Consider the following 26,926-nt stretch of genomic DNA (forward strand, 5'->3'; position numbering starts at 1 on the left):
GGGTCAGCCCGCCAATCTGACGGTCACGTTGGTGCCCCAGATCGCCATCGAGGCGAGGAGGTCGACCACGTTGATCGCAACGATCGACGTACGGACTGCGAGGCCCACGGCAACGCCCACGCCGGCGGGTCCGCCGCTGGCGTAGTAGCCGTAGTAGCAGTGGATCATGATCACGACGACGGCAAAGATCAGCACTTTGGCGAATGACCATAAGACGTCTTGCGGTGGCAAGAACGTCGTGAAGTAGTGGTCGTAAGTGCCCGCACTTTGCCCGTTGATCTTTGTGATCGTCAGCCTCGTCGCGAAATAGGACGACAACAGACCAACGATGTAGAGCGGGACGACAGCGATGAGTCCGGCGATGACTCGGGTCGTCACCAGGAACGGCAGCGACGGGATCGCCATGACCTCGAGCGCGTCGACCTCTTCGCTGATGCGCATGGCGCCGAGCTGGGCGGTGAAGCCACAGCCGACGGTTGCGGCTAGCGCGATGCCAGCGACGATCGGGGCGATCTCGCGAGTGTTGAAGTAGGCGGAGACGAATCCGGTGAGCGCGGCAGTGCCGAGTTGGTCGAGGGCCGCATAGCCCTGGATGCCGACTTCGGTGCCGGTGAAGAAGCACATCGCGGTGATGACGCCGACCGTGCCGCCAATGACGGCGAGCGAGCCGGATCCGAGTGCGACCTCGGCGAGGAGACGAACGATCTCCTTGCCGTAGTTGGCGATCGTACGAGGCACCGACTTGATGACCCGGAGGTAGAAGAGCATCTGGCGACCAAGGTCGTCGATCGACGCACTGATCTTGCCGGGGATGGCTGTCACTGCGGACAGAGCTGTCTTGTCAGACATCGGTCACATCCCCTTCGGGGGGACGAGTTGGATGTAGATCGCCGAGATGAAGAAGTTGACGATGAACAGCAACGTGAACGTGATGACGACTGCCTCGTTGACCGCGTCGCCGACGCCCTTCGGGCCGCCCTTGGCGTTCATACCCTTGTAGGAGGCGACGATTGCGGCAATGAAGCCGAAGATGAGGGCCTTGATCATGCCTTGATACATGTCAGGCAACTGCGCGAGCGCAGTGAAGGACGCCAAATAGGCGCCAGGCGTGCCGTCCTGCAGGACGACATTGAAGACATATCCGCCGGCAACGCCGACCACCGTGACCAGTCCGTTGAGGAACACGGCGACGAGCATGCAGGCGAGAACGCGGGGAACGACGAGGCGCTGGATCGGGTCGATGCCGAGCACCATCATGGCGTCGAGCTCTTCGCGAATACGGCGGGCGCCGAAGTCAGCGGCGATGGCTGAGCCGGCAGCGCCGGCGATCAGCAGGGCACACGCGATGGGGCCCGCTTCACGTACGACGGCCAAGACTGCGGCAGAACCGGTGAAGGACTGGGCGCCGAATTGCTTGATCAGGCCGCCAACTTGCAGAGCGATGACGGCACCGAACGGGATCGAGACGAAAGCCGTGGGGATGATCGTCACCTTGACGATGAACCACGCCTGAAGGAGGAATTCCTTCAGCTGAAATGGACGCCTGAACAGCGCGACGATCACGTCGAGCATGAAGGCGAACAGGTTGCCGGCTACCCTCGCGGGACCAGCGATGACGGTCGTACTCACACCGTCACCTCAGCTTTCGAACGATGGGGGTCTGTCACGCAGCACCGCCAGCACGCAACGGCACCTTTGCGCCGAAGGAGCCAGCGGGCGCTGTCACACCGTTCTCGCGGCACCAGGCGCCAGCCTCGCGCTGCGCACGACGCGGACGACCGTCCGACGGCTCGAGCTGCAGTGGAACAGGCGGGAGGGGCGGCATTTCGATGCCCTTCTCCGAAGCCAGCTCGTCGGCGTCCTTCTCCTCGGACATACCGATCGGACCAACTGTCTGCGCGTTGAGGAACTGAGCAACGACCGGCTCGTCCGAGGTCAGCAGCATTTCGCGCGGACCGAACATCGCCAGGTGGCGGTGGTAGAGCAGACCGATGTTGTCAGGCACGGTACGAGCCGTGTTGACGTCGTGCGTCACGATCAAGAACGTGGCGTCGATCTGCGCGTTCAGGTCGATGAAGAGCTGGTTGATGTAGGACGTACGAACCGGGTCAAGACCCGAGTCGGGCTCATCGATCAGCAGGATCTCGGGATCGAGGACGAGTGCACGGGCGAGTCCGGCGCGCTTGCGCATACCGCCGGAAATCTCACCGGGAAGCTTGTTCTCCGCGCCGATCAGACCCGTGAGCTCCATCTTGTCCATGACGATGGTGCGGATCTCAGACTCGGACTTGCGGGTGTGCTCGCGCAGCGGGAACGCAACGTTGTCGTAGAGGTCCATCGAACCGAACATTGCGCCGTCCTGGAACAGCACACCGAAGAGCTTGCGGATCTCGTAGAGGTCCTTCTCCGAGCAGTTGGCGATGTCGGTGCCCTCAATGAACACATGGCCAGCATTGGGCTTGAGGAGTCCGATCAGCGTCTTCAGGAAGACGGACTTGCCGGTACCCGACGGGCCCAGCATCACGGAGATCTCACCCGCCGGAAGCGTCAGTGAAACGTCTGCCCAGATGGTCTGGCTACCGAACTTCTTGGTCAAGCCTTCGACGACGACTTCAACGCCCACGGACGGCCCTCCTCGTACACGTGGTTCGCCGGCTTGTCCGACGAGAACTGGTTCATCTTAGATCGGTGATCTGAGACACACTGCCTAACGAGGAATTGCACACGAGGTTACGAGTAAAAGACCGCGGATGAACTGCTCGTTACTGCCCGGTAGGCGTGCAGCCTGCCAAAGGTAACTCAGAGTGACTTTGGGCGACACCCCAAACGTCCCGATTTGGACACCTAGTCGTCCAGACATAGCAAAAGGCGCCCCCTCCGAAGAGGGGACGCCTTCTGACTTGGTTTAGCTGAACGTCACTTGACAGTGACGGTGGCGCCGGCAGCCTCGAGGGCTTCCTTGGCCTTGTCAGCCGCTTCCTTGTTGGCCTTCTCGACGACGGGCTTCGGTGCGCCCTCGACGAGGTCCTTGGCCTCCTTGAGACCGAGACCGGTGATCGTACGAACTTCCTTGATGACCTGGATCTTCTTGTCACCAGCTGCTTCGAGGATGACATCGAACTCATCCTGGTCAGCAGCGTCGGCGCCAGCAGCAGCTCCACCGGCAGCAGCCGGTGCAGCAGCAGCGGCAGCCGGAGCAGCCGCAGTGACGTCGAAGGTGTCTTCGAATTCCTTCACGAACTCAGAGAGCTCGATGAGGGTCATTTCCTTGAATGCATCCAGCAGGTCGCCGGTGCTGAGCTTCGCCATGGTGGCGTCCTTTCGTTGGAGACCCCGAGGGGGTCCCGATGTGAATCGGGCTTTCAGCCCTCGGTTGCCTCGGCGTCAGTAGACGCCTCGACTGCGGCCTCAGCGGTTGCCTCGGCTTCGGGTGCCGCTTCGGCCACGGGGGCCTCTTCGACAGGTGCTTCCTCGGCCGCGGGGGCCTCGGCAGCGGGGGCGGCAGGCGCTTCGCCTGCAGCCAGGATTGACGGATCGCTGGCAGCCTTCGCCTGCAGGGCGCCGAGAACTCGGGCGGCCTGCGACAGCGGGGCGTTGAACAGCGATGCGGCGTTAGACAGGCTGGCCTTCATGCCACCTGCGAGCTTGGCGAGGAGAACCTCGCGCGACTCGAGGTCGGCCAGCTTGTTGATCTCAGCAGCAGTGATGGACTTCCCGTCGAGGAAGCCACCCTTGATGATGAGGGGCTTGTTTTCCTTCGCGAAGTCGCGCAGACCCTTAGCCGCCAGCACCGGGTCACCGGTGATGAAGGCGATTGCCGTGGGACCGGTGAGCAGGCTCGTGTCGAGGTCTACTCCCGCATCCTTGGCGGCAATCTTGGTCAGCGTGTTCTTGGCGACGGCATAGCTCACGTTCTCGCCGAGTGAGCGCCGCAATTCCTGCAGCTGCTTCACGGTGAGACCGCGGTACTCGGTCAGTACGGCACCGTTCGACTCGCGAAAACTGTTCGCAAGCTCGGCTACGGCGGCTGTCTTCTCCGGGTTGGCCATGTGTCTCCTTCCAGCACCAGTGGTCGTACGAGGACTGCGACCCCATGACTGGCATGGAACCGACACGAAAAAACGTCCCGGCGCAAGGCACGGGACGCTGAGTTAACTGCGAATTCGTAACCTGCGCTGGCCGCCCCTTCGGGCACTTCGAGCAACTCTGCGAGTCACCAACCTGCGGTCTTCGGTAGTTCAAGGATAGGGCACTCGGGGACGAACGCCAAAATGGCCCGCACCGAGATCGGTGCAGGCCATCGTGGGATGAAGCTAGGAGGCTTAGGCCTCTTCTTCAGCCGAGTAGTTCTTGGTACGGCTCGGGTCGACCGGGATGCCAGGACCGTTGGTGGTCGAGACGGTGATCTTCTTGACGTAGCGACCCTTCGAGCTGGCCGGCTTGAGGCGCAGGACCTCGTCGAGCGCTGCACCGTAGTTCTCGGCGAGCTGCTCGGCGGAGAACGATGCCTTGCCGATCACGAACTGCAGGTTGGCGTGACGATCAACGCGGAACTCGATCTTGCCGCCCTTGATGTCGCCAACTGCCTTCGCGACATCCGTCGTGACGGTGCCGGTCTTGGGGTTGGGCATCAGGTTGCGCGGGCCGAGGACGCGGCCGAGTCGACCGACCTTGCCCATCATGTCGGGCGTTGCGACGACGGCGTCGAAGTCGAGCCATCCCTCGTTCACCTTGTCGACCAGTTCGTCGGCTCCGACGTGGTCGGCTCCGGCCTCACGTGCAGCGTCAGCGTTCGCGCCGGTGGCAAAGACCAGGACCCTGGAGGTCTTGCCGGTGCCGTGCGGGAGGTTGACGGTGCCGCGCACCATCTGGTCGGCCTTGCGGGGATCGACGCCAAGACCGATGGCAACATCTACGGTCGAGTCGTACTTCTTGCTCCCCGACTCCTTGGCCAACTTGGTGGCCTGGAGGGGTGTGTAAAGGCTGTCTTTGTCGATCTTGTCGGCAACCGCTCGGTATGCCTTGGAGTGCTGTGCCATCTTCTGGTTCCTTCTCTGTTTGACCAGTCGTGGTCTGTACGGGCCCAGCCGGCCCTGCCACTACTTCTGGGGTTGGTTGCTATTAGTCCGTCGTGACGCCCATCGAGCGCGCAGTGCCCTCGACGATCTTCATGGCGGCATCGATGTCGGTTGCGTTGAGGTCCGGCATCTTGGTCGTGGCGATCTCGCGGATCTGATCCTTCGAGATCTTGCCGACCTTGTCCTTGTGCGGGACAGACGAACCCTTCTGCAGACCAGCAGCCTTCTTGATCAGTTCAGCCGCCGGAGGCGTCTTGGTGATGAAGTCGAACGTGCGGTCTTCGTAGATCGTGATCTCGACCGGGACAACGTTTCCACGCATGGATTCTGTGGCCGAGTTGTAGGCCTTGCAGAACTCCATGATGTTGACGCCGTGGGGGCCGAGCGCGGTGCCGACTGGCGGCGCCGGGTTGGCCATACCGGCCTGCAGCTGCACCTTGACGATGGCTGCAACTTTTTTCTTGGGAGGCATTTCTTGGGTCCTTGTGTGAATGGTTGTTGCGTGGTGGGTGCCGGTTTGGCTCAGACCTTCTGGATCTGGGTGAAGCTGAGCTCGACAGGCGTTTCGCGACCGAAGATCTCGACCAGGGCCTTGACCCTCTGTGCATCGATGTTGATCTCGGTGATGGTCGCGTGCAGCGTTGCGAACGGTCCATCGACGACCATGACCGAGTCGCCGACGATGAAGTCGGTGAACTCGACCTTGGAGGCCTTGGCCTGCTGCTTTTCGGGGGTGTCGGTTGCCGTAGCAACTTCTGCCTCCACTGCCGGGGCGAGCATGCTCTCCACCTCGGCAAGACTGAGAGGCACCGGCTGGTGGGAGTTGCCCACGAATCCGGTGACTGACGGCGTGTGGCGAACGACGCCCCACGACTCGTCGGTGAGGTCCATACGGACCAGGACGTAGCCGGGGAGAACAGTGCGCTTGACGAGCTTGCGCTGACCGTTCTTGATCTCGGCGACCTCTTCGGTCGGTACGACGACCTCGAAGATGAAGTCTTCGGCGTTGAGCGACGTGGTGCGGTTCTCGAGGTTCGTCTTCACACGCTTCTCCATACCGGAGTAGGTGTGGACGACGTACCAGTCGCCGATCTGGTTGTGGAGGCGCTCGCGGAACTCAGCGAGAGCGTCAGCAACCGGCTCGTCGCCTGCTTCGGCGGCGGGAGCGTCTGCATCGTCGGCAACCTCTTCGGCTGCGTCCTCGGCGACAGGTTCGTCAACCGGTGCAGCGTCTTCGATTGGCGCGTCCTCGACGGGAGCCACATCCTCAACGGGTGCGTCTTGAGCGACGACATCCTCGACAGGAGCGTCCTCAACGGGCGCCTCGTCGACGGGAGCGTCAACCGCGACGGTCTCGACGTCGGCTTCAGGGGTCGCGGCGTCCAGCTCGGTGACCTCGTCGGTCTCAGAGCTGATCTGCGGGTCGATGCCTTGAGTCACAAATGATCCTTTGATGTCTTACGCGAAAATCCAGAACATGGCCTTGCCGAACCCGAAGTCGAGTCCAGCAACGATGGCCATCATGACGAGCACGAAAACGAGTACGACCCAGAAGTAGTTGACGACCTGCGGACGGGTCGGCCACACAACCTTCTTGAGCTCGGCAATGACCTGCCGGTAGAACGTGGTCGGTGACGTACGGCCTGACTTGCCCGTCACCTCATGCCGTTCGCTCACGGTTCTCCTTAGTACGTCGTCGTTGTCGTCTTGTTGCAGGGCACGAGGGACTTGAACCCCCAACCTTCGGTTTTGGAGACCGGAGCTCTACCAATTGAGCTAGTGCCCTAGGTCAACTTCGCGCTGGGATCACACCGTGTTGAGGGCATGACGATCTAGCGTGAAATTTCACCGGTGAGTCAAGTGTACGGGGTGGGTGTGGCCGCCGTCGAACTGAGCCAGCACCCCCAAGGGTGGCAGGATGGCGACCATGGGCTTCCGCACAATCTCGTCGTTGCCCAAGGCCCACCTCCACCTGCACTTCACCGGGTCGATGCGGCACTCCACGCTGCTGGAGCTGGCCGAGCGCGATGGCATACGACTGCCCACATCGTTGACCGAGGAATGGCCGCCGGAGCTCGTCGCCACAGACGAGAAGGGCTGGTTCCGCTTCCAGCGGCTCTACGACCTCGCTCGCTCCGTCCTCCGCACAGAGGGAGACGTACGGCGCCTGGTCCTCGAGGCCGCGCTCGACGATGCAGCCGACGGATCCGTGTGGACCGAGATCCAGGTCGATCCCTCTGGGTATGCCGCGAAGTTCGGCGGAGTCACGGCGTTCACTGATCTGGTGATCGATGCCGTACGTGATGCATCCCAGCAGTCCGGCATCGGCATAGGTCTCGTCGTGGCCGCCAATCGGACGCGGCATCCGCTCGACGCGCGAACGTTGGCCAGGCTGTCAGCGCAGTACGCAGGTCGCGGTGTCCTCGGCTTCGGCTTGTCGAATGACGAGCGGCGCGGCAATACCACCGAGTTCGCCCACGCTTTCGCGATCGCCGAGCGGGCCGGACTGGCCCTACTCCCCCACGCTGGCGAATTGCTCGGCCCAAAGCACGTCATCGAGTGCCTCGATCACCTGCATCCCAACCGCATCGGCCATGGCGTGCGTTCGGCCGAGGACGAGGCGCTGCTCGATCGGTTGGCGAATGCAGGCGTTGCCCTCGAGGTGTGTCCCACTTCGAACGTTTCGCTCGGCGTCTTCAGCACGCTCGAGGAAGTGCCCGTACGCAAGCTCATCGCGTCCGGGATCAATGTCGCGCTTGGCGCCGACGATCCCCTGCTGTTCGGGTCGAGCCTGGCCGGTCAATACGCCGTACTGCGTGCGGCTCAGGAGTTCGCTGATGCCGAGCTCGCCGAGCTGGCTCGGATGTCGATCCGCAGCTCGTACGCGCCACCGGAGATCACCGCCCCAGCCCTGGCCGGCATCGACACCTGGCTCGCTTCGGAGGCAGCATGACCGCCGACCCGTGGGGGCACCCGGCTCCGATCCCCCAGCACCCGCTGGCCAACCGGTCGATGATCCTCGGACTCATCGGATTGTGCGGCTTCTTCGTACTGCTCGTTCCGGTTTTGCTGAGCCCGTTCGCTTGGTACTACGGCACGGTGGCACGTCGTGAGATCGATCGCGCTCCCGCCCAGTGGTCCAATCGCAGCGAGGCAACGACTGGTCTGGTGTGCGGCATCATCGGCACGGCTCTGCTGGCACTGGCCGTCATAGTTGGAGCCCTCATCGTGGGTTCACTCGCCCTGTTGCTGACGTTTGAAGGCGGCTATTCGTCCTGACACGTGGGTGTGGGATTGTTTCGCCATGACTGACGATCCGCAGGAGATTCCACCCAACGCTGGTCAGGCGCCCGGGTTCACCCCGCCCCCGGGTCCAGTCCCACCTCCGTACGGCTACCAGCCGATCTACGTGGCGCCGAAGCACCCTCAGGCCACGACCGTTCTCGTGCTCGGGATCCTCAGCCTTGTCCTGTGCCAGCTTCTTGGTCCCTTTGCCTGGGTCATGGGCAACAAGGCAAAGAAGGAGATCGACGCCAATCCCACCGCATTCAGCGGCGAGGGCGAGATCCAAGCCGGCCGCGTGATGGGGATCATCAGCACGGCGCTCCTGGTCGTGCTCGCCTTCGTGATCCTGATGGGCGTCGCCGGACTCCTGGTCTACTCGACGACTGGCTCCGCCAGCGGCTAGAGCGAGCAGCCAACGAGCACGGGCTCGTTGACCAACGTGATGCCGTACGCCTGACGTACGCCGTCGCGTACTTCACGAGCCAGAGTGAGAAGTTCTGCCGTCGTCGCGCCACCACGATTGGTCAAGGCCAACGCGTGCTTGGTCGACAGCGATGCCTGACCAGAGCCGTATCCCTTGCCGTAGCCGGCGTGGTCGATGAGCCAAGCCGCGCTCGTCTTGACCGTCCCGTCGGCCTGAGCGAATCGCGGCGCATGTTCCGGCAGGGCGTCTGCCTCTGCTGCGGTCAGGATCGGGTTGGTGAAGAACGAGCCTGCGCTCCAGGTGTCGTGATCGGCGGGATCGAGCACCATTCCCTTGCCGCGTCGCAGTCCGAGCACCGCACTGCGAACGTCGGCCGCTGGAGCGCGTTCACCCACCTCGACGCCGAGCGTACGAGCCAGCTCGGCGTACGCGATGGGCTCACTGAGATCGCCGAGTGCCAGCTGGAACGCGACCGAAAGCACGACATACCGGTGGGGCTCGACCTTGAAGCGGCTCGAGCGATACGTGAATCCGCAGTCAACAGCGTGAATCGTGCGCACCTTGCGATCGAACCTGTCGTACGCCCGCACGGTCGCGACGGTCTGCGAGACCTCCTGGCCGTAAGCGCCGACGTTCTGGATCGGAGTCGCGCCGGTGGATCCGGGAATGCCCGAAAGCGCTTCAACGCCGACCCAACCTTCAGAGACTGCCCGGTCAACGATGCCGTCCCACGGCTCACCTGCGGCGACTGTGACCATGGCGCCGCTGCACGCATCAGAGTCCACCGATATGCCGCGAGTCACCACGCGGATGACGGTGCCGTCGAACCCTTCGTCGGCGACGACGAGGTTGCTGCCGCCTGCGACCAGCAGGACCGGATCGGCAGCCTCGTCGGCAATCCGTACGGCATCGATCAGCTCGGCCTCGGACGTGGGCTCGAGGACTGCCTTGGCAGGGCCACCCAGACGCAGCGTCGTCAGGTCGGCGAGATCCATGCGGGCGACGCTAGCAGCCACAACGACCCCGGGAACGACGAAGGCTCCCACCGGCCGTAGCCGTGGGAGCCGTCGTTCAGGCTATGGGAAGTTAGCGCGTCTCGCGGTGCAGCTGGTGCGTCTTGCAGCGCGGGCAGAACTTCTTGAGGTCGAGACGATCGGGATCGTTGCGACGGTTCTTCTTGGTGATGTAGTTGCGTTCCTTGCACTCGGTGCAGGCCAAGGTGATCTTGGGACGAACGTCTGAGCTCTTGCTGGCCACGAGGGTGCCTCTTCTTGATCGATGATGCTGCGGGTGTTGCGTGTCGTGCGGTAGCTGGGGCGGGACTCGAACCCGCGACCCCACGATTATGAGTCGTGTGCTCTGACCGACTGAGCTACCCAGCCGCGGGCACGAGTTGCCTCATGTCCGAAGGACTCTTAGTGCTGCGAGTCCAGAGCCCCTTTACGGAATCGAACCGAAGACCTTTTCCTTACCATGGAAACGCTCTACCGACTGAGCTAAAGGGGCAAGCCGACGTCCCAAGATACACGGTCAGGTGCCCTATTTCGAAATCGGGTCCACGCCTGCGTCAGGCGGGTTTGGACGCCGCGGCGAGACGCGAAGGCCAGAGCGGGCCTTCATAGATGAAGCCCGTGTATCCCTGCACCAAATCGGCACCCGCATCGAGCCGCGCACGTACGTCTTCAGGCGCGGTCACGCCGCCCACCGAGATGATCGCCAGACGATTGCCGACGCGAGCTTTAAGCCGTACGAGGACCTCGGTGGAGCGGTCGGCGAGCACCGGCCCAGACAGTCCGCCGGCCCCGGCGGCTTCGATTGTCGTGCGTGGGGTCAGCAACTCGTCAGGCCTGGCGATCGTGGTGTTCGTTGCGCTGATGCCATCGAGGCCAAGCTCGATCGCGAGGTCAGCGACAGCGTCGACATCCGCGTCGGCGAGGTCCGGTGCGATCTTGACGACCAGCGGCACGCGCCCACCGTGTGACCGGTCGCAGACGTCTTTGACGGCGGCGAGCAACGGGCGGAGCTCGTCGACCGCCTGCAGGTCGCGGAGACCCGGGGTGTTCGGCGAGGACACATTGACGACGAGGTAGCTGGCGTACGGCGCGAGGAGTCGCGCGCTCTCGACATAGTCAGCGATCGCGTCAGCAGCCTCAGTTGCCTTGTTCTTGCCGATGTTGACCCCGATGACGGCATCGCGACCGGACTTCTGACGCAGGCGGTGGAGCCTGGCCGCGACTGCTGCTGCGCCGTCGTTGTTGAAGCCCATACGGTTGACGATCGCCTTGTCCTCGACGAGACGGAACAGGCGCGGCTTGGGATTGCCCGGTTGCGGACGAGCCGTGACGGTGCCGATCTCAACATGGCCGAAGCCAAGAGCCAGCAGGCCGGGTACGGCGCGGGCATTCTTGTCGAAGCCTGCGGCCAGACCGAACGCGTTGGGGAACTCGATGCCCATCACGGTTCGAGGAGCGTGGGTCTTGCGTAGTGCGACCTTGGTGGCGAAGCGGCCGGCCTTGATGGCTGCGAAGCCCCGCTCGTGTGCCTTTTCGGGATCCATGGAGCTGAACACGGCGTCGAAGAAGGCGCGGTAGACCACGTGCTCAGCCTATCGGCAGGTGCACTTGTCAGCGCCGCCGCTTAGCGTGGAGCCATGAGCACCTTGCAGGATCGACCCAACACCGCACTCGTCGTGATCGACTTCCAGGTCGGCGTCGTCGCCGAGGCGCATGACCGCGCAGGTGTGCTCGGCAACATCAACTCGCTGGTCGACAAGGCCCGCTCGGAAGACGTGCCGGTGGTGTGGGTGCAGCACTCCGACGAGGACATGCCCGTGGGGTCTGCCGAGTGGGAGTACGTCCCGGAGCTCACGATCGGCGAATCCGAGCCGGTCGTCCACAAGTCCTACGGCGACTCGTTCGAAGGCACTGACCTCGAAAATGTGCTCGCCAAGGCAGGCATCGGTCACCTCATCGTCGCGGGAGCACAGACCGATGCGTGCGTCCGCTCGACGATCCATGGCGCGTTCACTCGCGGCTATGACGTCACGTTGGTCAGCGACGCACACACGACGGACGACTTGAGCAAATGGGGTGCACCAGCCCCCGCCGAGGTCATCGCGCACACCAATCTCTATTGGCAGTGGCAGGAAGCTCCCGGTCGCAAGGCGGCCGTGACGGAGACCAAGGACGTCTCTTTCGGCAAGTGACAGACTCACACCCATGACCGGGCTGATCGATGAGTTGGAAGACCAAGAGCGACGACTTGTGTTCGACGCCTTCGACGAGCAGACGGCATGGACCGTCGGCGTCGCCCTGCGCGATGCCGGTCTGGCGGCTGGACTGCCGATCGCGATCTCGATCCGTCGCAACGGCCAGGAGTTGTTCCACGCTGCGTTGCCCGGCGCATCTGCCGACAACGATGGCTGGCTCGCTCGCAAGAGCGCCGTGGTCGACCGCTACGGGCAGTCGTCACTCCGCGTCGGTGAGACGTTCCGTGTCAGAGGCGGGTCGTTCGACGCGGATTCGCGCCTGGACACTGCCACCTACGCGGCGCACGGCGGCGCCTTCCCGGTTCTGATCAAGGGCACTGGGTGCGTCGGCACGATCGCCGTCTCGGGACTCCCCCAGCTCGACGACCACAAACTCGTCGTCGAGACCCTCGATTCGATCCTCGGTCAATCGACAGTCTGACCGGGGCAGTCGTTCTTGAACGACCAGTCGGCTACTTGCTTGTCGAACACTGAGTTGGCACGGGCTCGACCGACGTTCCACTCCAGCCAATCGTTGTCGCTCTTGCCGTAGTCAGACGTCAGGGCACACAGCACCTGGTCGTCAGGAAGCGTCGCCAGTGTCGGCAACGCGTCGTCAGAGAGCGTTTGCAAGTAAGTCCAGTCGATCTTGCCTGTCGCTTCGAACCGTTCGATGTTCTGCTTCGCGACCCATCCCTCGGGATTGATGAGCGCGAGTGCGAGAAGCATGCCGATACCGCTGAACAGGCCGAACCTGGGCAACCAGGACGCCTTCAGCGCGAGGCCGCCGACCATCGTTGCGATGACCAGGACTCCGAGCCAACCCTCGAACACATCGACGAGTACGCGTAGTGCCGTGAAGCCGTACGCGTCCTGATAGACGTCCATCCGGTAGAGCGCCGACGCGACAACCACCAGAGTCAGCGCGCAGAGCAGCCCGAGTGAGATGCGAATCCACATACGGTCTTCTGCCGTCTCTCTCGGCGCTTTCCGCGATGCCGCCCAGACCACGAGAAGTGTCAGCGCTGTGGCGACGGTCAGCTGGCCGAACCCCTGGTGGACATAGTCCGCGTACGTGAGCCCGGTCGTGCGCTCGAGGTAGTCGTCGCCGCCGAAGATCACCGCGGCCTGCGCGACGAGGAACAACACGAACACGGCGTCCACGACCAGCACCGGTGCGAGCCACTCAAACCGGTTGGCGACGGGTCGGGCGACGGAGTCAGCGCGATCGGCCTCCGGCGGGTTGAGGGCCAGGTACGAGCCCGCGAGCACGACCCCACCAATCGCGATGGCGATAAATACCCGGAGGCCGAAGTCTTCTGAACCGATGTCTGGCACCAGCGCACCAACCCATTCGGCGAACAGCGCGTCCGCTGAGGAGAAGAGCAGGGCGAACACGGTGATCGCGATGATCGAGATGACGACGGTCCGGACCAGGGCGAGCTTGTTACCGCGACCTGAGAGCGCCCGGAGTGTCCGGCCGAGCCAGGGCAGCCCGCGCAGACCAGACAAAGGCCAGGCAAAGACACTGATGACGAATGCGCGGAAACTGTTGCCTCCCACCAGCCCGACCGCGCACAAACCTGCGCCGGCCACCATGCAGAGCACAGCGATCCACTCTGCATCCCGGATGATCGTGATTGACGAGAGCGCGACGCAGAGCAGGGCGCAAGCCATCGTGAACCGATCGCGGCGCTTGCGGCTCGCAGCAAAGAGGACTCCCCCGGCCGCCAGCAGGACCAGGAACATCGCCAGACCCAGATCATGGAATGGCAGCACCGTGCCAGCGAGAACGCCGACGCCGACGGCGCCGAGCAGAACTGGGATGTTGGCCGGAAGAGCTCGCTCGGGCCAGAGGTCACCGAACGTCCCGTCCGTCAGAGTCGGCGGAGGTGGCGGCGCAGTCGCCGTTGCGGTCGTGGTCTGAGTCATGGGTGTCTCCTTGGGTGCAGCCGGTGTTGGCGACAACGGGAGGTCGGCCCGTACGTGGGCGCCTCTCGTGTCGGGTTCGGTGAAACGGATCGTTCCGCCATGCAGGTCGGTGACCCAGCGCGCGATGGCGAGCCCGAGGCCGGTTCCGCCGCCACCGTCGATGTCGGTGAGAGTTCCGAATCTTTCAAAAGCACGCTCACGGTCCGCCGGCGCGACGCCGGGACCTTCGTCGGTGACATCGAGATGCCAGTGGCCATCGCCGACTCCGGCGCTGATCGTCACGGTCCCGGCAGGCGGGCTGTGCCTCGATGCGTTGTCGAGAAGGTTCGCTACGAGCTGGCGAAGTCGAGCCGTGTCACCGCGCACGACGAGGTCGGCCGGAACGACTTCGACTTCGTAGGTGACTTCGCGGCCGGCGACTCGACTCTCGGCTGCCGCAGCTTCAAGCAACGCTGCAACCTCGACGTCTTCATACGCGAGCGGCGTCTTGCCGGCATCGACTCGCGAGAGGTCAAGCAAGTCGGTGACCAGTGCGGTCATTCGCTCGCCCTGGGCCAGCGCAGCGCGCAAAGTCTCGGGGTCTGGCTCAGTCACACCATCGGCCAGGTTTTCGAGCACGGCGGACAACGCGGCCAACGGCGTACGCAGCTCGTGGCTGACATTCGCCACCAGCTCGCGTCGGTGTCGGTCAACCTCAGCGAGATCCTCGGCCATCCGGTTGAACGCCCGAGCAAGCTCGCCGACCTCATCTCGCGACGAAGCCGTGACACGTACGGAATGGTCGCCAGTCGACATGCGGCTGGCTGCATGAGTCATCTCGCGCAACGGCGAGGTCATGCCCACCGCCAAGAGCTGCGTGACAGCCAGCGCAAGAACGATCGTGATCGGGACACTCAAGAGCACAGGAACACCACCGGCGGAGCCGATGCTGGCGACTGTGATGGCGACGATGACGCTGGCAGCGACGAGAAGGCCGAGCTTGACCTTCACCGACCGGACCACGTCGAGCGGACGCACACTCATGCGCTGACCTCGAACGCGTAGCCGACGCCGTGCACCGTACGTACGCGATCAGTGCCGATCTTGGCCCGCAGCGCCTTGATGTGGCTGTCGACCGTACGAGTGCCTGATGCGTCCGCCCATCCCCACACCTCGTCGAGCAATCGCTCGCGAGTGAGGACTACGCCCGGGTTCATGGCAAGACAGAGCAGGAGGTCGAACTCGGTCGGGGTCAGGTGGACCTCGTCCTCGCTGACCCACACCCGTCGGGCGGCCGCGTCAACGCGAACATCTCCAAGGTCGGTGGACCCACGCCCAGCGAGCTCGGCAGCGCGATCGACGCGACGGAGCAGGGCTGCCACCCGGGCGACGAGCTCGCGCATACGGAACGGCTTGGTGAGGTAGTCATCGGCGCCGACCGCGAGGCCGACCAGGATGTCGGCTTCGTCGTCGCGGGCCGTGAGCATCAGAACGGGCACGGGTCGTACAGCCTGGATACGACGGCACACCTCGTGGCCGTCGAATCCAGGGAGCATCACGTCGAGCAGAACGAGGTCAGGGTTGCTCTCGTTGAAAGCCTCGACCGCGCCTGGACCGTCGAATGCACGAACGACGTCGTAGCCCTCCGCGACGAGCCGATCGGTGACTGCCGCATTGATGATCGGCTCATCCTCGACCAGCAGGATCCGACGCGTGAGGCTCATGTCCTCAGCGTAGGAGTCCGACCAGTCGGAAATCGGGGACGACGTGTGAAGGTTCTGTGCAGATCGCACAACACTCGAGCCCGGCTCTCAAGGAGAACCGGGCTCGTAGGTGTGGCAGGTGCAGGGTTCGAACCTGCGTAGGCGTTGCCGTCTGATTTACAGTCAGATCCCTTTGGCCACTCGGGCAACCTGCCAGGGGTTGTTGCCCGGGGGCAACGACAAGCAAGACTATCTCAGCCTCGTAAGGTGTGAGAAATCAGATCCACCCCAAACGTGCAGGAGCAGAGATGGCCGACTCATCCTTCGACATCGTCAGCAAGCTGGACCGTCAGGAAGCCGACAATGCGCTGAACCAGGCCGTCAAGGAGATCGCCCAGCGTTACGACTTCAAGAACACCGGCGCCTTGATCAAGTGGAGCGGCGAGTTGGGCATTGAGATCGAAGCCAATGCCGACGAGCGCGCTCTCGCAGTGCTCGATGTGTTCAAGGACAAGCTCATCAAGCGCGGCATCTCCCTGAAGTCGCTGGAGAGCGACGAGCCCCGCCAGTCCGGCAAGGACGTCAAGATCTCCGCCCGATTCACCGATGGCATCGACCAGGAGCAGGCCAAGAAGGTCTCCAAGCTGATCCGCGACGAGGGCCCCAAGGGTGCCAAGGTGCAGATCCAGGGCGACGAGCTCCGCGTCTCGAGCAAGAAGCGTGACGACCTCCAGGAGATCATCGCGCTGGTCAAGGGCGCCGACCTCGACTTCGCCGTGCAGTTCACCAACTACCGCTGATCCCCTCACCCCCTTAGGAAAGCGATCACATGAAGACCAAGTTCACCGAGGCCTTCGGCGTCGAGCACCCGATCGTCCAGGGCGGAATGCAGTGGGTCGGCGTCGCCGAGCTGGTCGCTGCCGTCTCCGAAGCCGGCGGTCTCGGCATGATCACGGCGCTCACGCAGCCGACTCCTGCCGACCTGGCCAAGGAGATCGCGCGTACGCGTGAGATGACCGACAAGCCGTTCGGCGTCAACCTGACGATCCTGCCCAGCATCACCCCGCCGCCGTACGACGAGTACCGCAAGGTGATCGTCGACGAGGGCATCAAGATCGTCGAGACAGCGGGATCCAACCCCGGACCGCACATGGCGCAGTTCCACGACGCCGGCATCAAGGTGCTCCACAAATGCACCAGCGTGAAGCACGCCATCAAGGCGCAAAGCCTGGGCGTCGACGGCATCAGCATCGACGGCTTCGAGTGCGCCGGTCACCCGGGCGAGGACGACATCCCCGGACTCGTGTTGATCCCGGCCGCAGCCAAGCACATCACGATCCCGATGATCGCCTCCGGCGGCTTCGCGGATGCCCGTGGACTCGTCGCCGCTCTGGCGCTGGGCGCAGACGGCATCAACATGGGCACCCGCTTCATGTGCACCGAGGAATCGCCGATCCACCACGACATCAAGCAGGCGATCGTCGATGCCAGCGAGCAGGACACTGAGCTGATCTTCCGTACGCTCGGCAACACCGCCCGCGTCGCACGTAACGGTGTCAGCCGTGAGGTCGTTGAGATCCTCAACGACGGCGGCCAGTTCGACCAGATCCAGGACCTCGTCTCGGGCAAGCGCGGCAAGACCGTGTACGAGCTCGGCGATCCCGAGGCTGGCGTCTGGTCGGTCGGCCTGTGCCAGGGACTCATCGACGACATCCCGTCGGCCGGCGATCTGGTGACCCGGATCGTGACCGAGGCAGACGAGCTCATCGGACGACTGTCGAAGCTGGCGAGCTGAATTGCCCGCAACTCGCTTGATGCCGACGGAGGAGTCAGAGCACCTCATCGCCCTGACCCGCGAGATCGTCGCGAAGGAGCTTGCCCCCAAGGCTGCCGAGGCTGAGGCAACGGCAGCGTTCCCGCGCGAGGTGTTCCGCACGTTGGGTCGGGCGGGTCTGCTGTCACTCCCCTATCCGGAGGAATTCGGCGGGGGCGGGCAGCCGTACGAGGTCTACCTGCAGGTGCTCGAGGAGATCGGCTCGGCGTGGGCATCAGTCGGCGTCGGCACCTCGGTGCACGCGCTGTCGTGCTTCGGTCTGTTCACTGCGGGCACTGAAACGCAGAAGCAGGACTGGCTGCCGACGATGTTGTCAGGCGACCAGCTCGGCGCGTACTGCCTGTCGGAGGCGCATGCCGGCTCCGATCCGGCCGCGATGCGTACGAAGGCCGTTCGCGACGGCGACTCGTACGTCATCAACGGCGCGAAGGCCTGGACCACGCATGGCGGGCACGCAGACTTCTACAAGGTGATGGCCCGCACGTCGGATGATGGCGGTCGGGGTATCTCCTGCTTCCTGGTGCCCGCCGGCACTGAAGGTCTGACGGCCGACACCCCTGAGCAGAAGATGGGCCTGATGGGCTCAACGACAGCGACGATGTTGTTCGAGAACGTACGCATCCCGGTCGAACGTCGCCTCGGCGACGAAGGCCAGGGCTTGCCGATTGCGCTGGCCGGTCTCGATGCAGGACGGCTCGGCATCGCTGCCGTCGCGACCGGACTGGCGCAGGGCGCGCTCGACGCCGCCGTGACGTACGCCAAGGAGCGCGAGACGTTCGGCAAGGCGATCATCGACCACCAGGGCCTCGGCTTCGTACTCGCCGACATGGCGGCTGCGGTCGAGTCAGCACGCGCGACGTATCTCGCCGCGGCACGACTCAAGGACGCCGGCCAGAAGTACAGCCGTCAAGCGTCGATCGCCAAGCTGGTCTGCACCGACAACGCCATGAAGGTCACCACTGACGCCGTACAGGTGCTCGGCGGTGCCGGCTACACCCGCGACTTCCCGGTCGAGCGCTACATGCGCGAGGCCAAGGTCATGCAGATCTTTGAAGGCACCAACCAGATCCAACGCCTCGTGATCAGCCGCGACCTCGCCCGCTAGGGCAGGTTGCTGAGCAGAAGGTCAGGCCAGACGCTCAAGGCCACGATGCCGAGCGCGCCGAGGATGACGACGCTCTTGGCGACCCGTACCGAGAACGGCGGCGACGGACTCACGTAGGTCTCACCCTCCGGCTTGTCGAACAGCACCGCGACGAATCGCAGGTAGTACGCAAGGCCGAGCATCACGTTGATCGCCATCACGACGGCAAGCCAGGTCTCGCCGGCTTCGATGACGGGCTGGATCACGACGTACTTCGCGACAAGGCCGATGATCGCCGGAGGGAATCCGGCGAGAGTGAGCGCGGCCAGTGCGAGAGGGATTCCGGTCGGTGGATCCGTGCGCGCCAGTCCCCTCAGCTCGTCGTAGTCCGTGCTGCCGCGGAGCCGCAACACCACTGCCAGTGCGGCGAAGGCAACCAGATTCGTCAGAACGTAGACGGCGAGGTACTGAATCGCGGCGTCCGTGCCAACCCCCACAGCTGCCGGGGCGAGCAGGAAGCCGGCCTGGGCGACTGACGACCAGGCCAGCATCCCAATCGCGTTGGTCCGGCGGAGCGCGCCGAGGTTGCCGATTGTCATGGTCACTGCCGCGACGACGGCGAGGAGCGTGCCCCAGGTGTCATACGAATAGCCCAGCGCAATCGCCAAGAACGTCAGCAGGGCACCGAGCGAGGCGGCTTTGGAGACCGACGACAGGAAGCCAGCGACCAGGATCGGTGCTCCGAGGTACGCGTCCGGAATCCACATGTGGAACGGCACCGCACCAAGCTTGAACAGCAGACCGATCACAGTCAGCAGGATGGCTACAGCAACCACGGAGTCCGGCATGTCCGACTCACGCAGCGCTTCGCCGATGCCTTCGTAGTCGAGCGTGCCGGCGATTCCGTAGAGCAACGAGATGCCCATCAGGGTGATCGCGGTCGAGACCACGGACGCGAGGAAGAACGTCCACGCCGAGCGGATCGCACGTCGATCGCCCTGTCGAAGTCCGACCAGAGCGATTGACGGCAACGACAGCAGTTCAAGCGCGACGAGCAACGTGACGACATCACGCGCCGAGACCATCAGCAGAGCTCCGGCAGCGGAGCTCAGCATCAGGAAGTGGTACTCCCCCGGTGGCATGGAGTTCTCGAAATTCATGACGTTCGACGCCACCACGACGAAAAGCGTGCCGACCAGCAGGATCAGCGACAGTGCAAACGTGGCCGGAGGGATGTCGTGGTCGAGACGGAACATCTCAAGCCCAGCGGCGATGAGCGCGGCCGTCGACGGCAGCCCGGAACCGAGCCAGGTACGACGTGGGAAGAATGCGTCGACAAGCAGCGCAATCACAGCGCCGGCGGCAACGATCGTGGCAGGCCCGGCGATGGCCCAGTCGACGGGAATGTTCATGGCGTCACCGCCTCGTAGCTGCCCGAGTAGATCGGGAAGTCATACAAGCCAACGAGCGGACCGGGAGCAACGCCGAGAGCGACGATGCCGAGAGCGAGTACACCCATGACGAGAGCCTCACGACGGTTGAGGTCGCGATCGCCTTCATGCGGAACTGCTTCGCCTTGGGCGATGAGACGGATCGCGCGGACGAAGTACGCCGTGGTGAGCGCGATGCCGAGCACGGCGAAGCCGAGCAGGGTCCAGGCGCCTGGCTTGCTCAGCACGTCGCCCACCTCGTATGCGGCGCGCAGCGACAACAGCTCACCCCAGAAACCGGCGAGACCTGGCAGTCCGAGACTCGCGACTGCACCGAACACGAAGGCGACAGCGAGCCAAGGGGTACGCGCGTAGAGGCCGCGACCAATCGCGGCCATCGACGCCGTGCCGAGGCGGTCCTTGATCGATCCTGAGGCGAAGAACAGCAGGCCGGTGATGAGTCCGTGGGCCACCGAGCCGAACACGGCAGCCGCGATTCCGACCTCGCTCATCGTCGAGATCGCCAGGGAGACGAACCCCATATGGCCGATACTCGAGTAGGCGATCAGTCGTTTGAGATCGTCCTGCGCGTAACAGGCAAGCGCCGACCAAATGATCCCGACGACTCCGGCAGTCGCCACGTATGGAGCGATCTTCGCGAACTCCTCGGGCAGCATCTGCGCGCCAAGCATGATCAATCCGTACGTGCCGAGCTTGAGGAACACGCCTGCGAGCAGCACCGAGCCGACGGTCGGTGCCTTGCTGTGGGCATCGGGCAGCCAGGTGTGCAACGGGACCAGCGGTGTCTTGACTGCAAAGCCAAGGACGATCAGGATCGCCGCACCGAGTGCCGCACCGTCGATGTCGAGGATCTGCAACGACCCGAACGAGCCGGCGATCCAGACGATGCCGACCAGCAGAAGCGCTGAACCGGTCACAGTGAACAACAGGAAGCGCGTCGCGGCCCGGCGTCGACCCTCTTGGTCGTGCGGATCGCCCCACCACGCGATCACGAACCACATCGGGATAAGCGCGAGCTCGAAGAACACGAAGAACAGCAGCAGGTCGAGCGAGCTGAACACACCGAGTGCTGAGCCGCTGATGATCAGTACGAGTCCGACCAGCGCGGGCGAGGTGTCCTCGGCAATGAGCCACACGCAGCAGAGCAGACCCAGCACCGCGGTCATGAGCAGGAAGGGCCAGGAGATGAACGTGACGCCAAGGTGCAGCCGGGCCCCGAGTGGCTCGATCCACGCGGTGTCGACCTCGCCGGAAACCCTGACCGAGCGGCCCTCCCAGACGAGCGCGTAGAGCACCGACGATGCGATCATCGCAGCGCTGCCGAGCACAGCAGCGACTCGGCCAGAGACAGCGTTGCGGAGCACGAGGAGAAGAAGGCCGAGACCGAGAGGTATGGCGAGTGCCGTGGTGATCATGTCCAGATCACCCCTGCCGCGACGAGCGCGATGACGCCAACTGTCATGACAGTCGCGTAGCGCTGCACATTCCGAGACTGGACGAGCTCGAGCGCCCGCGAGGTGAGCTGCGCTCCCGCGGCACCGCCGTCGGGATAGGCGTCAACGCCATCTCGGTCGACGACGACCACAAGTCGTGCTGCTTCGCGAGTCGCGGCTGGGATCCAGCGGGTAAACGGGGCGTCGAGGTCGAACTCACGGGTGAGCAGAGGCGCATCGATATCGAGCTCACCACCGCGGTCACTCCAGGCATACACAACGACGGCGGTCGCCAGGACTGCGACGCCGGTCGAGATGAGTCCGAACCCGAGGTGGAACGGCTGACCGATCGAGAGCGCAAACGTGGCGATGGCGAGCACGACGACCGGACCGAGCATCGCTCGAGGAGCTTCATGGCCTTCCTTGGCCGGGCCGAAGAACGCCGTGAGCCAGAGACGCGCGGCGTACACAGCAGTGACGAACGTTGTGGCCAGCGCAACGTAGAAGACGATCGATCCGACAGAGGCGGGTACCGCTGCGTCACCCTTGGCACCGTGCTCCAGAGCGGCCAGGACGCTGTCCTTGGTGAAGAAGCCGACGGTCGGGATGAAACCGGCGAGTGCGGCAAAGCCGATCGTCATGCTCAGGAAGGTCACCGGCATCGCCTTGCGGAGCCCGCCCATCGCCGACAGGGCGCTCGAGCCGACCGCATGCATCAGACAGCCACAGCCGAGGAACAGCAGCGCCTTGAAGGCGCCGTGCGACAGCAGGTGATCGGTGCCGGCATCGCGGTCGCCCATCGAGAGGGCCGCGAACATGAACGCGAGTTGGCTGACGGTCGACCAGGCAAGAGCACGCTTGAGGTCCGTCTGCGCCAGTGCGCAGAGCGCGGCCAGCAGCATCGTGATCGCGGCGATGATCGCCAGAGCAGTCATGACGAGCTGGGATGCCTCGAAGATCGGAAGCAGCCGCGCGACCAGGTAGACGCCAGCTGCGACCATCGTCGCCGCGTGGATCAAAGCCGTGATCGGAGTGGGGCCGGGCATCGCATCGGGCAGCCACGTATGCAGCGGGAACTGTGCGGACTTGCCGACGACCGCGACGAGAAGCAGCAGACCGATCGCGGTGACGTTCTTGGGATCCTGCGCCAGCACTTCGCTGATCCGGTAGGTCCCGTACGTCTGGCCGATCACGATGATGCCCACGAGCAGACCTAGGTCGGCGACCCGCGTCATCAAGAACGCCTTCGCGGCACCGGCGCGCGCCTCAGGCGTTTCCCACTCGTGGCCGATGAGCAGGTAGGAGCAGAGGCCCATGACCTCCCAGCCGATCAGCAGGACGAAGAAGTCATCGGCCACGACGACGGCGATCATGCCGAGCAGGAACAGGATGATCACCAGCGCGTATGAGCGGTAGCGGGGGTGGTGCTGGAGGTAGGCGGTCGAGTAGATCTGCACCAAAAGGCCGATGCCGACAGCCAGCAGGAGTACCTGGGCGGCGAGGGAGTCGATGTGCACTGCCAGCGAGACCCCGAGCAAGGAGTTGCCCTCGACCCAGACATGAGTATCGGCAGTAGAGTCGCCGACGTACGGAATCGCCCACAGCGCCACGACGGCAGTCAGTGCCGCCGTCAGCAGGACGTACGCCCACCGATTCATGACTGGGCTCCGACCTGGTCGACGTCGATCGTGCGCACGGCGCGGAACAACGCGAGGATGATCGCCAACCCGAGACCGATCTCAGCGGCCGCGATCGCAATCGTGAACAAGGTGAGCGATTGGCCCGTGTGGATCTCGTCGCCGAGCCAGGCATCGAAGGCGACGAGGTTGAGGTTGACCGCGTTGAGCATCAGCTCAACGCCGAGCAGCATCAGCACGGCGTTGCGCCGAGCAAGCACGCCATAGACGCCGATGCCGAACAGTACGGCGGCGAGAACCAACGGATAGAGAAGCGGCATCAGCGTTCGGATCCCGCCCGCGAGATGACGATGGCGCCGATCAGGGCTGCCAGCAGGACAAGGCTGAGCACCTCGAACGCCAACACCCAGTCGTTGAAGAGCGCTTCGCCGAGTGAGGCGGCCGTACCGATGTGATCGCCCTCGATACGTTCACCCTCAAAGCCTGCGACGACCGTGGCGCCGAGTCCTCCGGCGGCGACGACTCCGAGCACAGCCGCGGTCCACCGGTTGCCGGTGACCTCGGCGGACGGCCCGGCAGTGGGCTGCCGGGTCATCATGAGCGCGAAGATCACGAGCACCACGATCGAGCCGACGTACACGAGCACCTGCACCCAAGCGACGAACTCGGCGGTCATCAGTACGAAGCACCCCGCGATCGCACCGAGCGTGACCACGAGCCACAACGCCGAATGCACAAGCTGCTTGCTGGTCATCGCGAGCAACGCCGAGCCGACGGCCAGCGCCGCGAACAGGAGGAACAGGACCTCGGTCGCCGTCATTCAGCGACCTCCGGCGGGTTCAGCTTCGCCTCGTACGCGGCGAGCTCCTTGGACTTCTCGGCACCCTCGTCGAGGGCAGGTGGAGCGGGGACGGTCCACATCCACTCGCGCAGCCGGTTCATGTCGTGGGTCAGATCAGTGATGTCGCCCTCGGCGTACGCGAACTCCGGCGACCAGTGGAGCGCGTCGAACGGGCACACCTCGATGCAGATGCTGCAGTACATGCAGATCGAGTAGTCGATGTCGAAGCGATCGAGCACGTTGATGCTGCGATCCTTGCCGCCTTCGGTGGTCGCCGGGATCGTCTCCTTGTGCGAGTCGATCTCGATGCACCAGGACGGGCACTCACGAGCGCAGAGCATGCACGACGTGCAGTTCTCTTCCTGCAGCGCGATCACACCGCGGCTGCGCGGAGGCAGATCCGGCTCGACGTCGGGATAGTGCGCCGTCACGCTGCGCTTCAGCATATTGCGCATCGTGACGCGCAAGCCGGTGAGCAGACCTGAACCGAACATCAGAGGATCACCACAAACGTCGTCAGCGTGAGTTGGAGCAAAGCGAGGGGTACGAGGACCTTCCACGCGAGCGCGTTGACCTGGTCCTCGCGCAGTCGCGGGTATGCAACACGGGCCCAGATCACAAGGAACGAGACCGCGAAGATCTTGAGCAGCGACCACAGCCAGCCGAAGTCGTCAGACCAGGGACCGGCCCAGCCGCCGAGGTAGAGCACCGTCGTGAGCGCGGCGAGGACGACGATGCCGGCGTACTCCGCGAGCAAGAACATGGCGAAGCGCATACCGCCGTATTCCGTGATCGGACCCATCACCAGCTCGGCATCCGCGAGAGGCGCATCGAACGGCGGACGCTGCAGCTCAGCAAGACCGGCCGTGAAGAACACGATCAGTCCGGGCAGCTGCACGATCAGCCACCACCATTCCCATTGCGCGGCGATACCGGTCAGCGAGAGGGTGCCGGCAGCCATCGCGACGCTGGCCGCGGCAAGCACCATCGGCAGCTCGTACGACATCAGCTGAGCTGCGACGCGCATACCGCCGATGTACGAGTACTTGTTGCCGCTGCCAAGGCCACCCATCAACGAGCCGAGTACGCCGACGCTCATGGCAGCGAGGACGAAGAACAGTCCGAGGTCGAGGTCAACGCCGATCAGGTTGGTCTCGCCGAAGAACGGTCCGAGCGGGATCGCGACCATCGCCACGAGGTACGGGACGAGCGCGACTGCGGGTGCGAGGCGGAACACCGGTCCGTCGGCCGCGGCCGGGACGATGCTCTCCTTCTGTACGAACTTCACGCCGTCTGCGATGAGCTGCGCCCAGCCGTGGAACGCGCCAGCCTTCATCGGCCCCACGCGGCTCTGCATGTGCGCCATCGCCTTGTGCTCCATCTGCCCCACGATCAGGGGCAGCGTCATGAAGGCACCCAGCACAAGGACGCAGCGCAGCACGACCTCGAGGAAGTCACTCATCGGTGACCTCAGGGGTTTCGACAACCTCGTCAGTGGGCTCTACGCGCTCCGGACCCCATTCGGTCGGATCGGGTACGCCCGGCGGCTTGATACGGCGACGGCCCGGTGAGTGGGTCGAGTCAGCGTCGCTCTCCCCCGGCTCCTTGGCGCCAGGCCACGGCTTTGCCACGCGGGATGCGAGTACGAACTCCTTGCGCAGCGGGTGGCCTTCAAAGCCATCAGGAAGCAGCAGCGGTTTCAATTCCGCCGCTTGTCCTGAGCCTGTCGAAGGGAACTCAATGCCGAACATCTCGTGGGTCTCGCGCTCGTGCCAGGCCGCACCCGCGAACAGATCGGCGATCGACGCAACGGCCGGAGACTCGCGATCGACGTACGTCACCAGCAGCAAGTGATCGAGTGCTTCGAGCCGAGCGAGGTGCAGGACGAGCCGGAATCCCTCGGGATGCTCATCGACAGCCGAGAGCCAGTCGAAGTACGTGTAGCCCTCGCTCTTCAGGGCCGCGACGGCATCGTGCCACTCGGCGACTTCGACCACGCGATGCGGCGGGCCGAAGGTGTTGTCCTCAAGGCTCATGCAGGCGGCTCGATCTTGGGGCTGAGCAGCGAGGTGGTTGAGCGCTTGTAGCGATCTGCGAGGTTCTCGCCAGCGATCTGCTGCTGAAGAGTCACGATGCCGTTGAGCAGCGCTTCCGGCCGCGGCGGGCAGCCGGGGATGTAGACATCGACGGGGATGATCTGGTCGACGCCCTTGGTGACGCTGTACGAGTCCCAGTAGGGCCCGCCGGAGTTGGCGCACGATCCGAAGCTGATGACGTATTTGGGCTCGGGCATCTGGTCATACAGGCGCTTGATGGCTGGCGCCATCTTGTCCGTGACGGTTCCGGACACGACCATCAGATCGGCCTGGCGTGGACCCATGGCGAACGGGATGACGCCGAGGCGGATGAAGTCGTGCCGCGACATCGACGTCGCGATGAACTCAATCGCGCAGCACGCGAGTCCGAAGTTGAAGACCCAGAGAGAATACTTGCGGCCCCAGTTGAGGATGTAGCGCGCAGGCTTGGGTGCAACCGCAGTACCAAGGCCAACGGTCGGCATCGGTAGGTCGATGATCTCTCCCCCTACGACGTCCACGACAGGACTCCCTTGCGCCAGGCGTAGACAAGTCCGACCACGATGATGCCGATGAAGATGCCCATCTCGATCGCCGCAGCCTTGCCGATGTCTTCAAGCACCACGGCCCACGGGAACAGGAACACTGCATCGACGGCAAAAATCACGTACAGGAACGCGTAGACGAAGTACCGAACGTTGGACTGCGCCCAGCCCTCGCCGATCGGGTCAACGCCCGACTCGTACGTGACCGTCTTCTCGCGGGCAGGAACGCTGGGGCGGAACAATCGGTTGGCGCCCAGCATGCCTGCGGCAAGTACGAACCCGACCAGGATGATGACGCCGACCGCGCGGTAGTCATCGAGGTAGGCGCCCATGGGGTGAGTCTAGGGAAGAAGCCCCCTCCCTGACCGCAAACGCCGC

The 26,926-nt window shown here is 64.1% G+C and carries 32 protein-coding genes and 4 tRNA genes; 8 read left to right on the forward strand and 28 right to left on the reverse strand.

The window, feature by feature from the left end; genetic code table 11:
- Positions 1 to 3 precede the first annotated feature (3 nt).
- The 10 genes from J2X11_RS13505 to J2X11_RS13550 all read right to left on the reverse strand — a co-directional run bounded on the left by J2X11_RS13505 (position 4) and on the right by J2X11_RS13550 (position 6,864).
- Positions 4 to 849 carry an MlaE family ABC transporter permease gene (locus J2X11_RS13505; protein WP_463675075.1) on the reverse strand — a complete coding sequence of 282 codons (846 nt, stop codon included), beginning with the start codon at positions 847 to 849 and terminating at the stop codon, positions 4 to 6.
- Positions 850 to 852: 3 nt separating this feature from the next.
- On the reverse strand, positions 853 to 1,572 hold the full coding sequence (locus tag J2X11_RS13510; RefSeq protein WP_309972380.1) for an MlaE family ABC transporter permease: 720 nt from the start codon (positions 1,570 to 1,572) through the stop codon (positions 853 to 855).
- A gap of 91 nt (positions 1,573 to 1,663) precedes the next feature.
- The gene (locus tag J2X11_RS13515) at positions 1,664 to 2,623 is read right to left on the reverse strand and encodes an ABC transporter ATP-binding protein (protein WP_309971914.1); all 960 of its coding nucleotides are present in this window, start codon (positions 2,621 to 2,623) and stop codon (positions 1,664 to 1,666) included.
- Positions 2,624 to 2,916: 293 nt separating this feature from the next.
- Entirely contained in the window at positions 2,917 to 3,309 is a 393-nt protein-coding gene (rplL, locus tag J2X11_RS13520; protein WP_309971916.1) for a 50S ribosomal protein L7/L12, read from the reverse strand.
- Between the two features lie 53 nt (positions 3,310 to 3,362).
- Positions 3,363 to 4,049 carry a 50S ribosomal protein L10 gene (gene rplJ, locus J2X11_RS13525; RefSeq protein WP_309971918.1) on the reverse strand — a complete coding sequence of 229 codons (687 nt, stop codon included), beginning with the start codon at positions 4,047 to 4,049 and terminating at the stop codon, positions 3,363 to 3,365.
- Between the two features lie 273 nt (positions 4,050 to 4,322).
- Positions 4,323 to 5,039: a 50S ribosomal protein L1 gene (gene rplA / locus J2X11_RS13530; RefSeq protein ID WP_309971920.1), complete on the reverse strand. Its 717-nt coding sequence runs from the start codon at positions 5,037 to 5,039 to the stop codon at positions 4,323 to 4,325.
- Positions 5,040 to 5,121: 82 nt separating this feature from the next.
- Entirely contained in the window at positions 5,122 to 5,550 is a 429-nt protein-coding gene (rplK, locus tag J2X11_RS13535) for a 50S ribosomal protein L11 (protein ID WP_309971922.1), read from the reverse strand.
- 50 nt (positions 5,551 to 5,600) lie between these two features.
- Positions 5,601 to 6,518 carry a transcription termination/antitermination protein NusG gene (gene nusG, locus J2X11_RS13540; RefSeq protein ID WP_309971924.1) on the reverse strand — a complete coding sequence of 306 codons (918 nt, stop codon included), beginning with the start codon at positions 6,516 to 6,518 and terminating at the stop codon, positions 5,601 to 5,603.
- 18 nt (positions 6,519 to 6,536) lie between these two features.
- Entirely contained in the window at positions 6,537 to 6,755 is a 219-nt protein-coding gene (secE, locus tag J2X11_RS13545) for a preprotein translocase subunit SecE (RefSeq protein ID WP_309971926.1), read from the reverse strand.
- Between the two features lie 36 nt (positions 6,756 to 6,791).
- Positions 6,792 to 6,864: transfer RNA gene (locus J2X11_RS13550), tRNA-Trp, on the reverse strand.
- Positions 6,865 to 7,005: 141 nt separating this feature from the next.
- On the opposite strand from J2X11_RS13550, the gene J2X11_RS13555 reads away from it, so the two are divergent.
- From J2X11_RS13555 to J2X11_RS13565, 3 genes are read left to right on the forward strand one after another with little or no spacing between them, the layout of a single operon-like run.
- On the forward strand, positions 7,006 to 8,031 hold the full coding sequence (locus tag J2X11_RS13555; RefSeq protein WP_309971928.1) for an adenosine deaminase: 1,026 nt from the start codon (positions 7,006 to 7,008) through the stop codon (positions 8,029 to 8,031).
- Complete coding sequence (locus J2X11_RS13560; protein WP_309971930.1) at positions 8,028 to 8,357, forward strand: DUF4190 domain-containing protein; 330 nt, start codon at positions 8,028 to 8,030, stop codon at positions 8,355 to 8,357. Before J2X11_RS13555 ends, J2X11_RS13560 begins: the two co-directional genes overlap by 4 nt.
- A gap of 25 nt (positions 8,358 to 8,382) precedes the next feature.
- Positions 8,383 to 8,766, forward strand: coding sequence for a DUF4190 domain-containing protein (locus J2X11_RS13565; protein WP_309971932.1), 384 nt, complete (start codon positions 8,383 to 8,385; stop codon positions 8,764 to 8,766).
- On the opposite strand, the gene J2X11_RS13570 is transcribed toward J2X11_RS13565, so the two are convergent.
- From J2X11_RS13570 to J2X11_RS13590, 5 genes are all read right to left on the reverse strand, one after another.
- Positions 8,763 to 9,833: a UDP-N-acetylmuramate dehydrogenase gene (locus tag J2X11_RS13570; RefSeq protein ID WP_309971934.1), complete on the reverse strand. Its 1,071-nt coding sequence runs from the start codon at positions 9,831 to 9,833 to the stop codon at positions 8,763 to 8,765. The genes J2X11_RS13565 and J2X11_RS13570 overlap by 4 nt on opposite strands.
- Positions 9,834 to 9,873: 40 nt before the next feature.
- Positions 9,874 to 10,044, reverse strand: coding sequence for a 50S ribosomal protein L33 (rpmG, locus tag J2X11_RS13575; protein ID WP_309971936.1), 171 nt, complete (start codon positions 10,042 to 10,044; stop codon positions 9,874 to 9,876).
- Positions 10,045 to 10,095: 51 nt separating this feature from the next.
- A tRNA-Met gene (locus tag J2X11_RS13580) sits at positions 10,096 to 10,169 on the reverse strand.
- Positions 10,170 to 10,220: 51 nt separating this feature from the next.
- Positions 10,221 to 10,293, reverse strand: a tRNA-Thr gene (locus tag J2X11_RS13585).
- 61 nt (positions 10,294 to 10,354) lie between these two features.
- On the reverse strand, positions 10,355 to 11,383 hold the full coding sequence (locus J2X11_RS13590) for a quinone-dependent dihydroorotate dehydrogenase (protein WP_309971938.1): 1,029 nt from the start codon (positions 11,381 to 11,383) through the stop codon (positions 10,355 to 10,357).
- Positions 11,384 to 11,437: 54 nt separating this feature from the next.
- On the opposite strand from J2X11_RS13590, the gene J2X11_RS13595 reads away from it, so the two are divergent.
- On the forward strand, positions 11,438 to 11,992 hold the full coding sequence (locus tag J2X11_RS13595; protein WP_309971940.1) for a cysteine hydrolase family protein: 555 nt from the start codon (positions 11,438 to 11,440) through the stop codon (positions 11,990 to 11,992).
- A 13-nt stretch (positions 11,993 to 12,005) separates the two neighbouring features.
- Positions 12,006 to 12,476, forward strand: a complete 471-nt coding sequence (locus J2X11_RS13600; RefSeq protein WP_309971942.1) for a heme-degrading domain-containing protein — start codon at positions 12,006 to 12,008, stop codon at positions 12,474 to 12,476.
- On the opposite strand, the gene J2X11_RS13605 is transcribed toward J2X11_RS13600, so the two are convergent.
- The 3 genes from J2X11_RS13605 to J2X11_RS13615 all read right to left on the reverse strand — a co-directional run bounded on the left by J2X11_RS13605 (position 12,461) and on the right by J2X11_RS13615 (position 15,863).
- Positions 12,461 to 14,989, reverse strand: a complete 2,529-nt coding sequence (locus J2X11_RS13605) for a DUF4153 domain-containing protein (protein WP_309971944.1) — start codon at positions 14,987 to 14,989, stop codon at positions 12,461 to 12,463. The genes J2X11_RS13600 and J2X11_RS13605 overlap by 16 nt on opposite strands.
- Positions 14,986 to 15,669 (reverse strand): response regulator transcription factor, encoded by a 684-nt coding sequence (locus J2X11_RS13610; protein WP_309971946.1) that lies wholly within the window; start codon positions 15,667 to 15,669, stop codon positions 14,986 to 14,988. The genes J2X11_RS13605 and J2X11_RS13610 overlap by 4 nt, the downstream gene beginning before the upstream one ends.
- Positions 15,670 to 15,781: 112 nt before the next feature.
- A tRNA-Tyr gene (locus J2X11_RS13615) sits at positions 15,782 to 15,863 on the reverse strand.
- Between the two features lie 93 nt (positions 15,864 to 15,956).
- On the opposite strand from J2X11_RS13615, the gene J2X11_RS13620 reads away from it, so the two are divergent.
- From J2X11_RS13620 to J2X11_RS13630, 3 genes are read left to right on the forward strand one after another with little or no spacing between them, the layout of a single operon-like run.
- Complete coding sequence (locus J2X11_RS13620) at positions 15,957 to 16,448, forward strand: YajQ family cyclic di-GMP-binding protein (protein ID WP_309971948.1); 492 nt, start codon at positions 15,957 to 15,959, stop codon at positions 16,446 to 16,448.
- Between the two features lie 29 nt (positions 16,449 to 16,477).
- Positions 16,478 to 17,443: an NAD(P)H-dependent flavin oxidoreductase gene (locus tag J2X11_RS13625; RefSeq protein WP_309971950.1), complete on the forward strand. Its 966-nt coding sequence runs from the start codon at positions 16,478 to 16,480 to the stop codon at positions 17,441 to 17,443.
- Between the two features lies 1 nt (position 17,444).
- Positions 17,445 to 18,587, forward strand: a complete 1,143-nt coding sequence (locus tag J2X11_RS13630; protein WP_309971952.1) for an acyl-CoA dehydrogenase family protein — start codon at positions 17,445 to 17,447, stop codon at positions 18,585 to 18,587.
- On the opposite strand, the gene J2X11_RS13635 is transcribed toward J2X11_RS13630, so the two are convergent.
- Genes J2X11_RS13635 through J2X11_RS13680 form a run of 10 tightly spaced genes read right to left on the reverse strand, consistent with a single transcriptional unit; the run spans position 18,584 to position 26,880 of the window.
- Positions 18,584 to 19,978, reverse strand: coding sequence for an NADH-quinone oxidoreductase subunit N (locus tag J2X11_RS13635; protein ID WP_309971954.1), 1,395 nt, complete (start codon positions 19,976 to 19,978; stop codon positions 18,584 to 18,586). The genes J2X11_RS13630 and J2X11_RS13635 overlap by 4 nt on opposite strands.
- The gene (locus J2X11_RS13640; RefSeq protein WP_309971957.1) at positions 19,975 to 21,432 is read right to left on the reverse strand and encodes a complex I subunit 4 family protein; all 1,458 of its coding nucleotides are present in this window, start codon (positions 21,430 to 21,432) and stop codon (positions 19,975 to 19,977) included. Before J2X11_RS13640 ends, J2X11_RS13635 begins: the two co-directional genes overlap by 4 nt.
- Positions 21,429 to 23,108, reverse strand: coding sequence for an NADH-quinone oxidoreductase subunit 5 family protein (locus J2X11_RS13645; protein WP_309971959.1), 1,680 nt, complete (start codon positions 23,106 to 23,108; stop codon positions 21,429 to 21,431). The genes J2X11_RS13640 and J2X11_RS13645 overlap by 4 nt, the downstream gene beginning before the upstream one ends.
- Positions 23,105 to 23,407 carry an NADH-quinone oxidoreductase subunit NuoK gene (gene nuoK, locus J2X11_RS13650; RefSeq protein ID WP_309971961.1) on the reverse strand — a complete coding sequence of 101 codons (303 nt, stop codon included), beginning with the start codon at positions 23,405 to 23,407 and terminating at the stop codon, positions 23,105 to 23,107. Before nuoK ends, J2X11_RS13645 begins: the two co-directional genes overlap by 4 nt.
- Positions 23,407 to 23,907, reverse strand: a complete 501-nt coding sequence (locus J2X11_RS13655; RefSeq protein WP_309971963.1) for an NADH-quinone oxidoreductase subunit J family protein — start codon at positions 23,905 to 23,907, stop codon at positions 23,407 to 23,409. Before J2X11_RS13655 ends, nuoK begins: the two co-directional genes overlap by 1 nt.
- A complete protein-coding gene (locus tag J2X11_RS13660; protein WP_309971965.1) occupies positions 23,904 to 24,374 on the reverse strand; it encodes a 4Fe-4S binding protein in 471 nt (156 codons plus the stop codon). The genes J2X11_RS13655 and J2X11_RS13660 overlap by 4 nt, the downstream gene beginning before the upstream one ends.
- Before the next feature lie 47 nt (positions 24,375 to 24,421).
- A complete protein-coding gene (locus tag J2X11_RS13665) occupies positions 24,422 to 25,390 on the reverse strand; it encodes a complex I subunit 1/NuoH family protein (protein ID WP_309971966.1) in 969 nt (322 codons plus the stop codon).
- Positions 25,383 to 25,964, reverse strand: coding sequence for an NADH-quinone oxidoreductase subunit C (locus J2X11_RS13670; protein WP_309971968.1), 582 nt, complete (start codon positions 25,962 to 25,964; stop codon positions 25,383 to 25,385). The genes J2X11_RS13665 and J2X11_RS13670 overlap by 8 nt, the downstream gene beginning before the upstream one ends.
- Positions 25,961 to 26,524 carry an NADH-quinone oxidoreductase subunit B gene (locus J2X11_RS13675; RefSeq protein ID WP_463675076.1) on the reverse strand — a complete coding sequence of 188 codons (564 nt, stop codon included), beginning with the start codon at positions 26,522 to 26,524 and terminating at the stop codon, positions 25,961 to 25,963. The genes J2X11_RS13670 and J2X11_RS13675 overlap by 4 nt, the downstream gene beginning before the upstream one ends.
- On the reverse strand, positions 26,512 to 26,880 hold the full coding sequence (locus J2X11_RS13680; RefSeq protein WP_309971970.1) for an NADH-quinone oxidoreductase subunit A: 369 nt from the start codon (positions 26,878 to 26,880) through the stop codon (positions 26,512 to 26,514). The genes J2X11_RS13675 and J2X11_RS13680 overlap by 13 nt, the downstream gene beginning before the upstream one ends.
- Between the last annotated feature and the right edge of the window lie 46 nt (positions 26,881 to 26,926).

It is taken from the genome of Aeromicrobium panaciterrae (assembly GCF_031457275.1).
In the GTDB taxonomy this organism is placed as follows: Bacteria; Actinomycetota; Actinomycetes; order Propionibacteriales; family Nocardioidaceae; genus Aeromicrobium; species Aeromicrobium panaciterrae_A.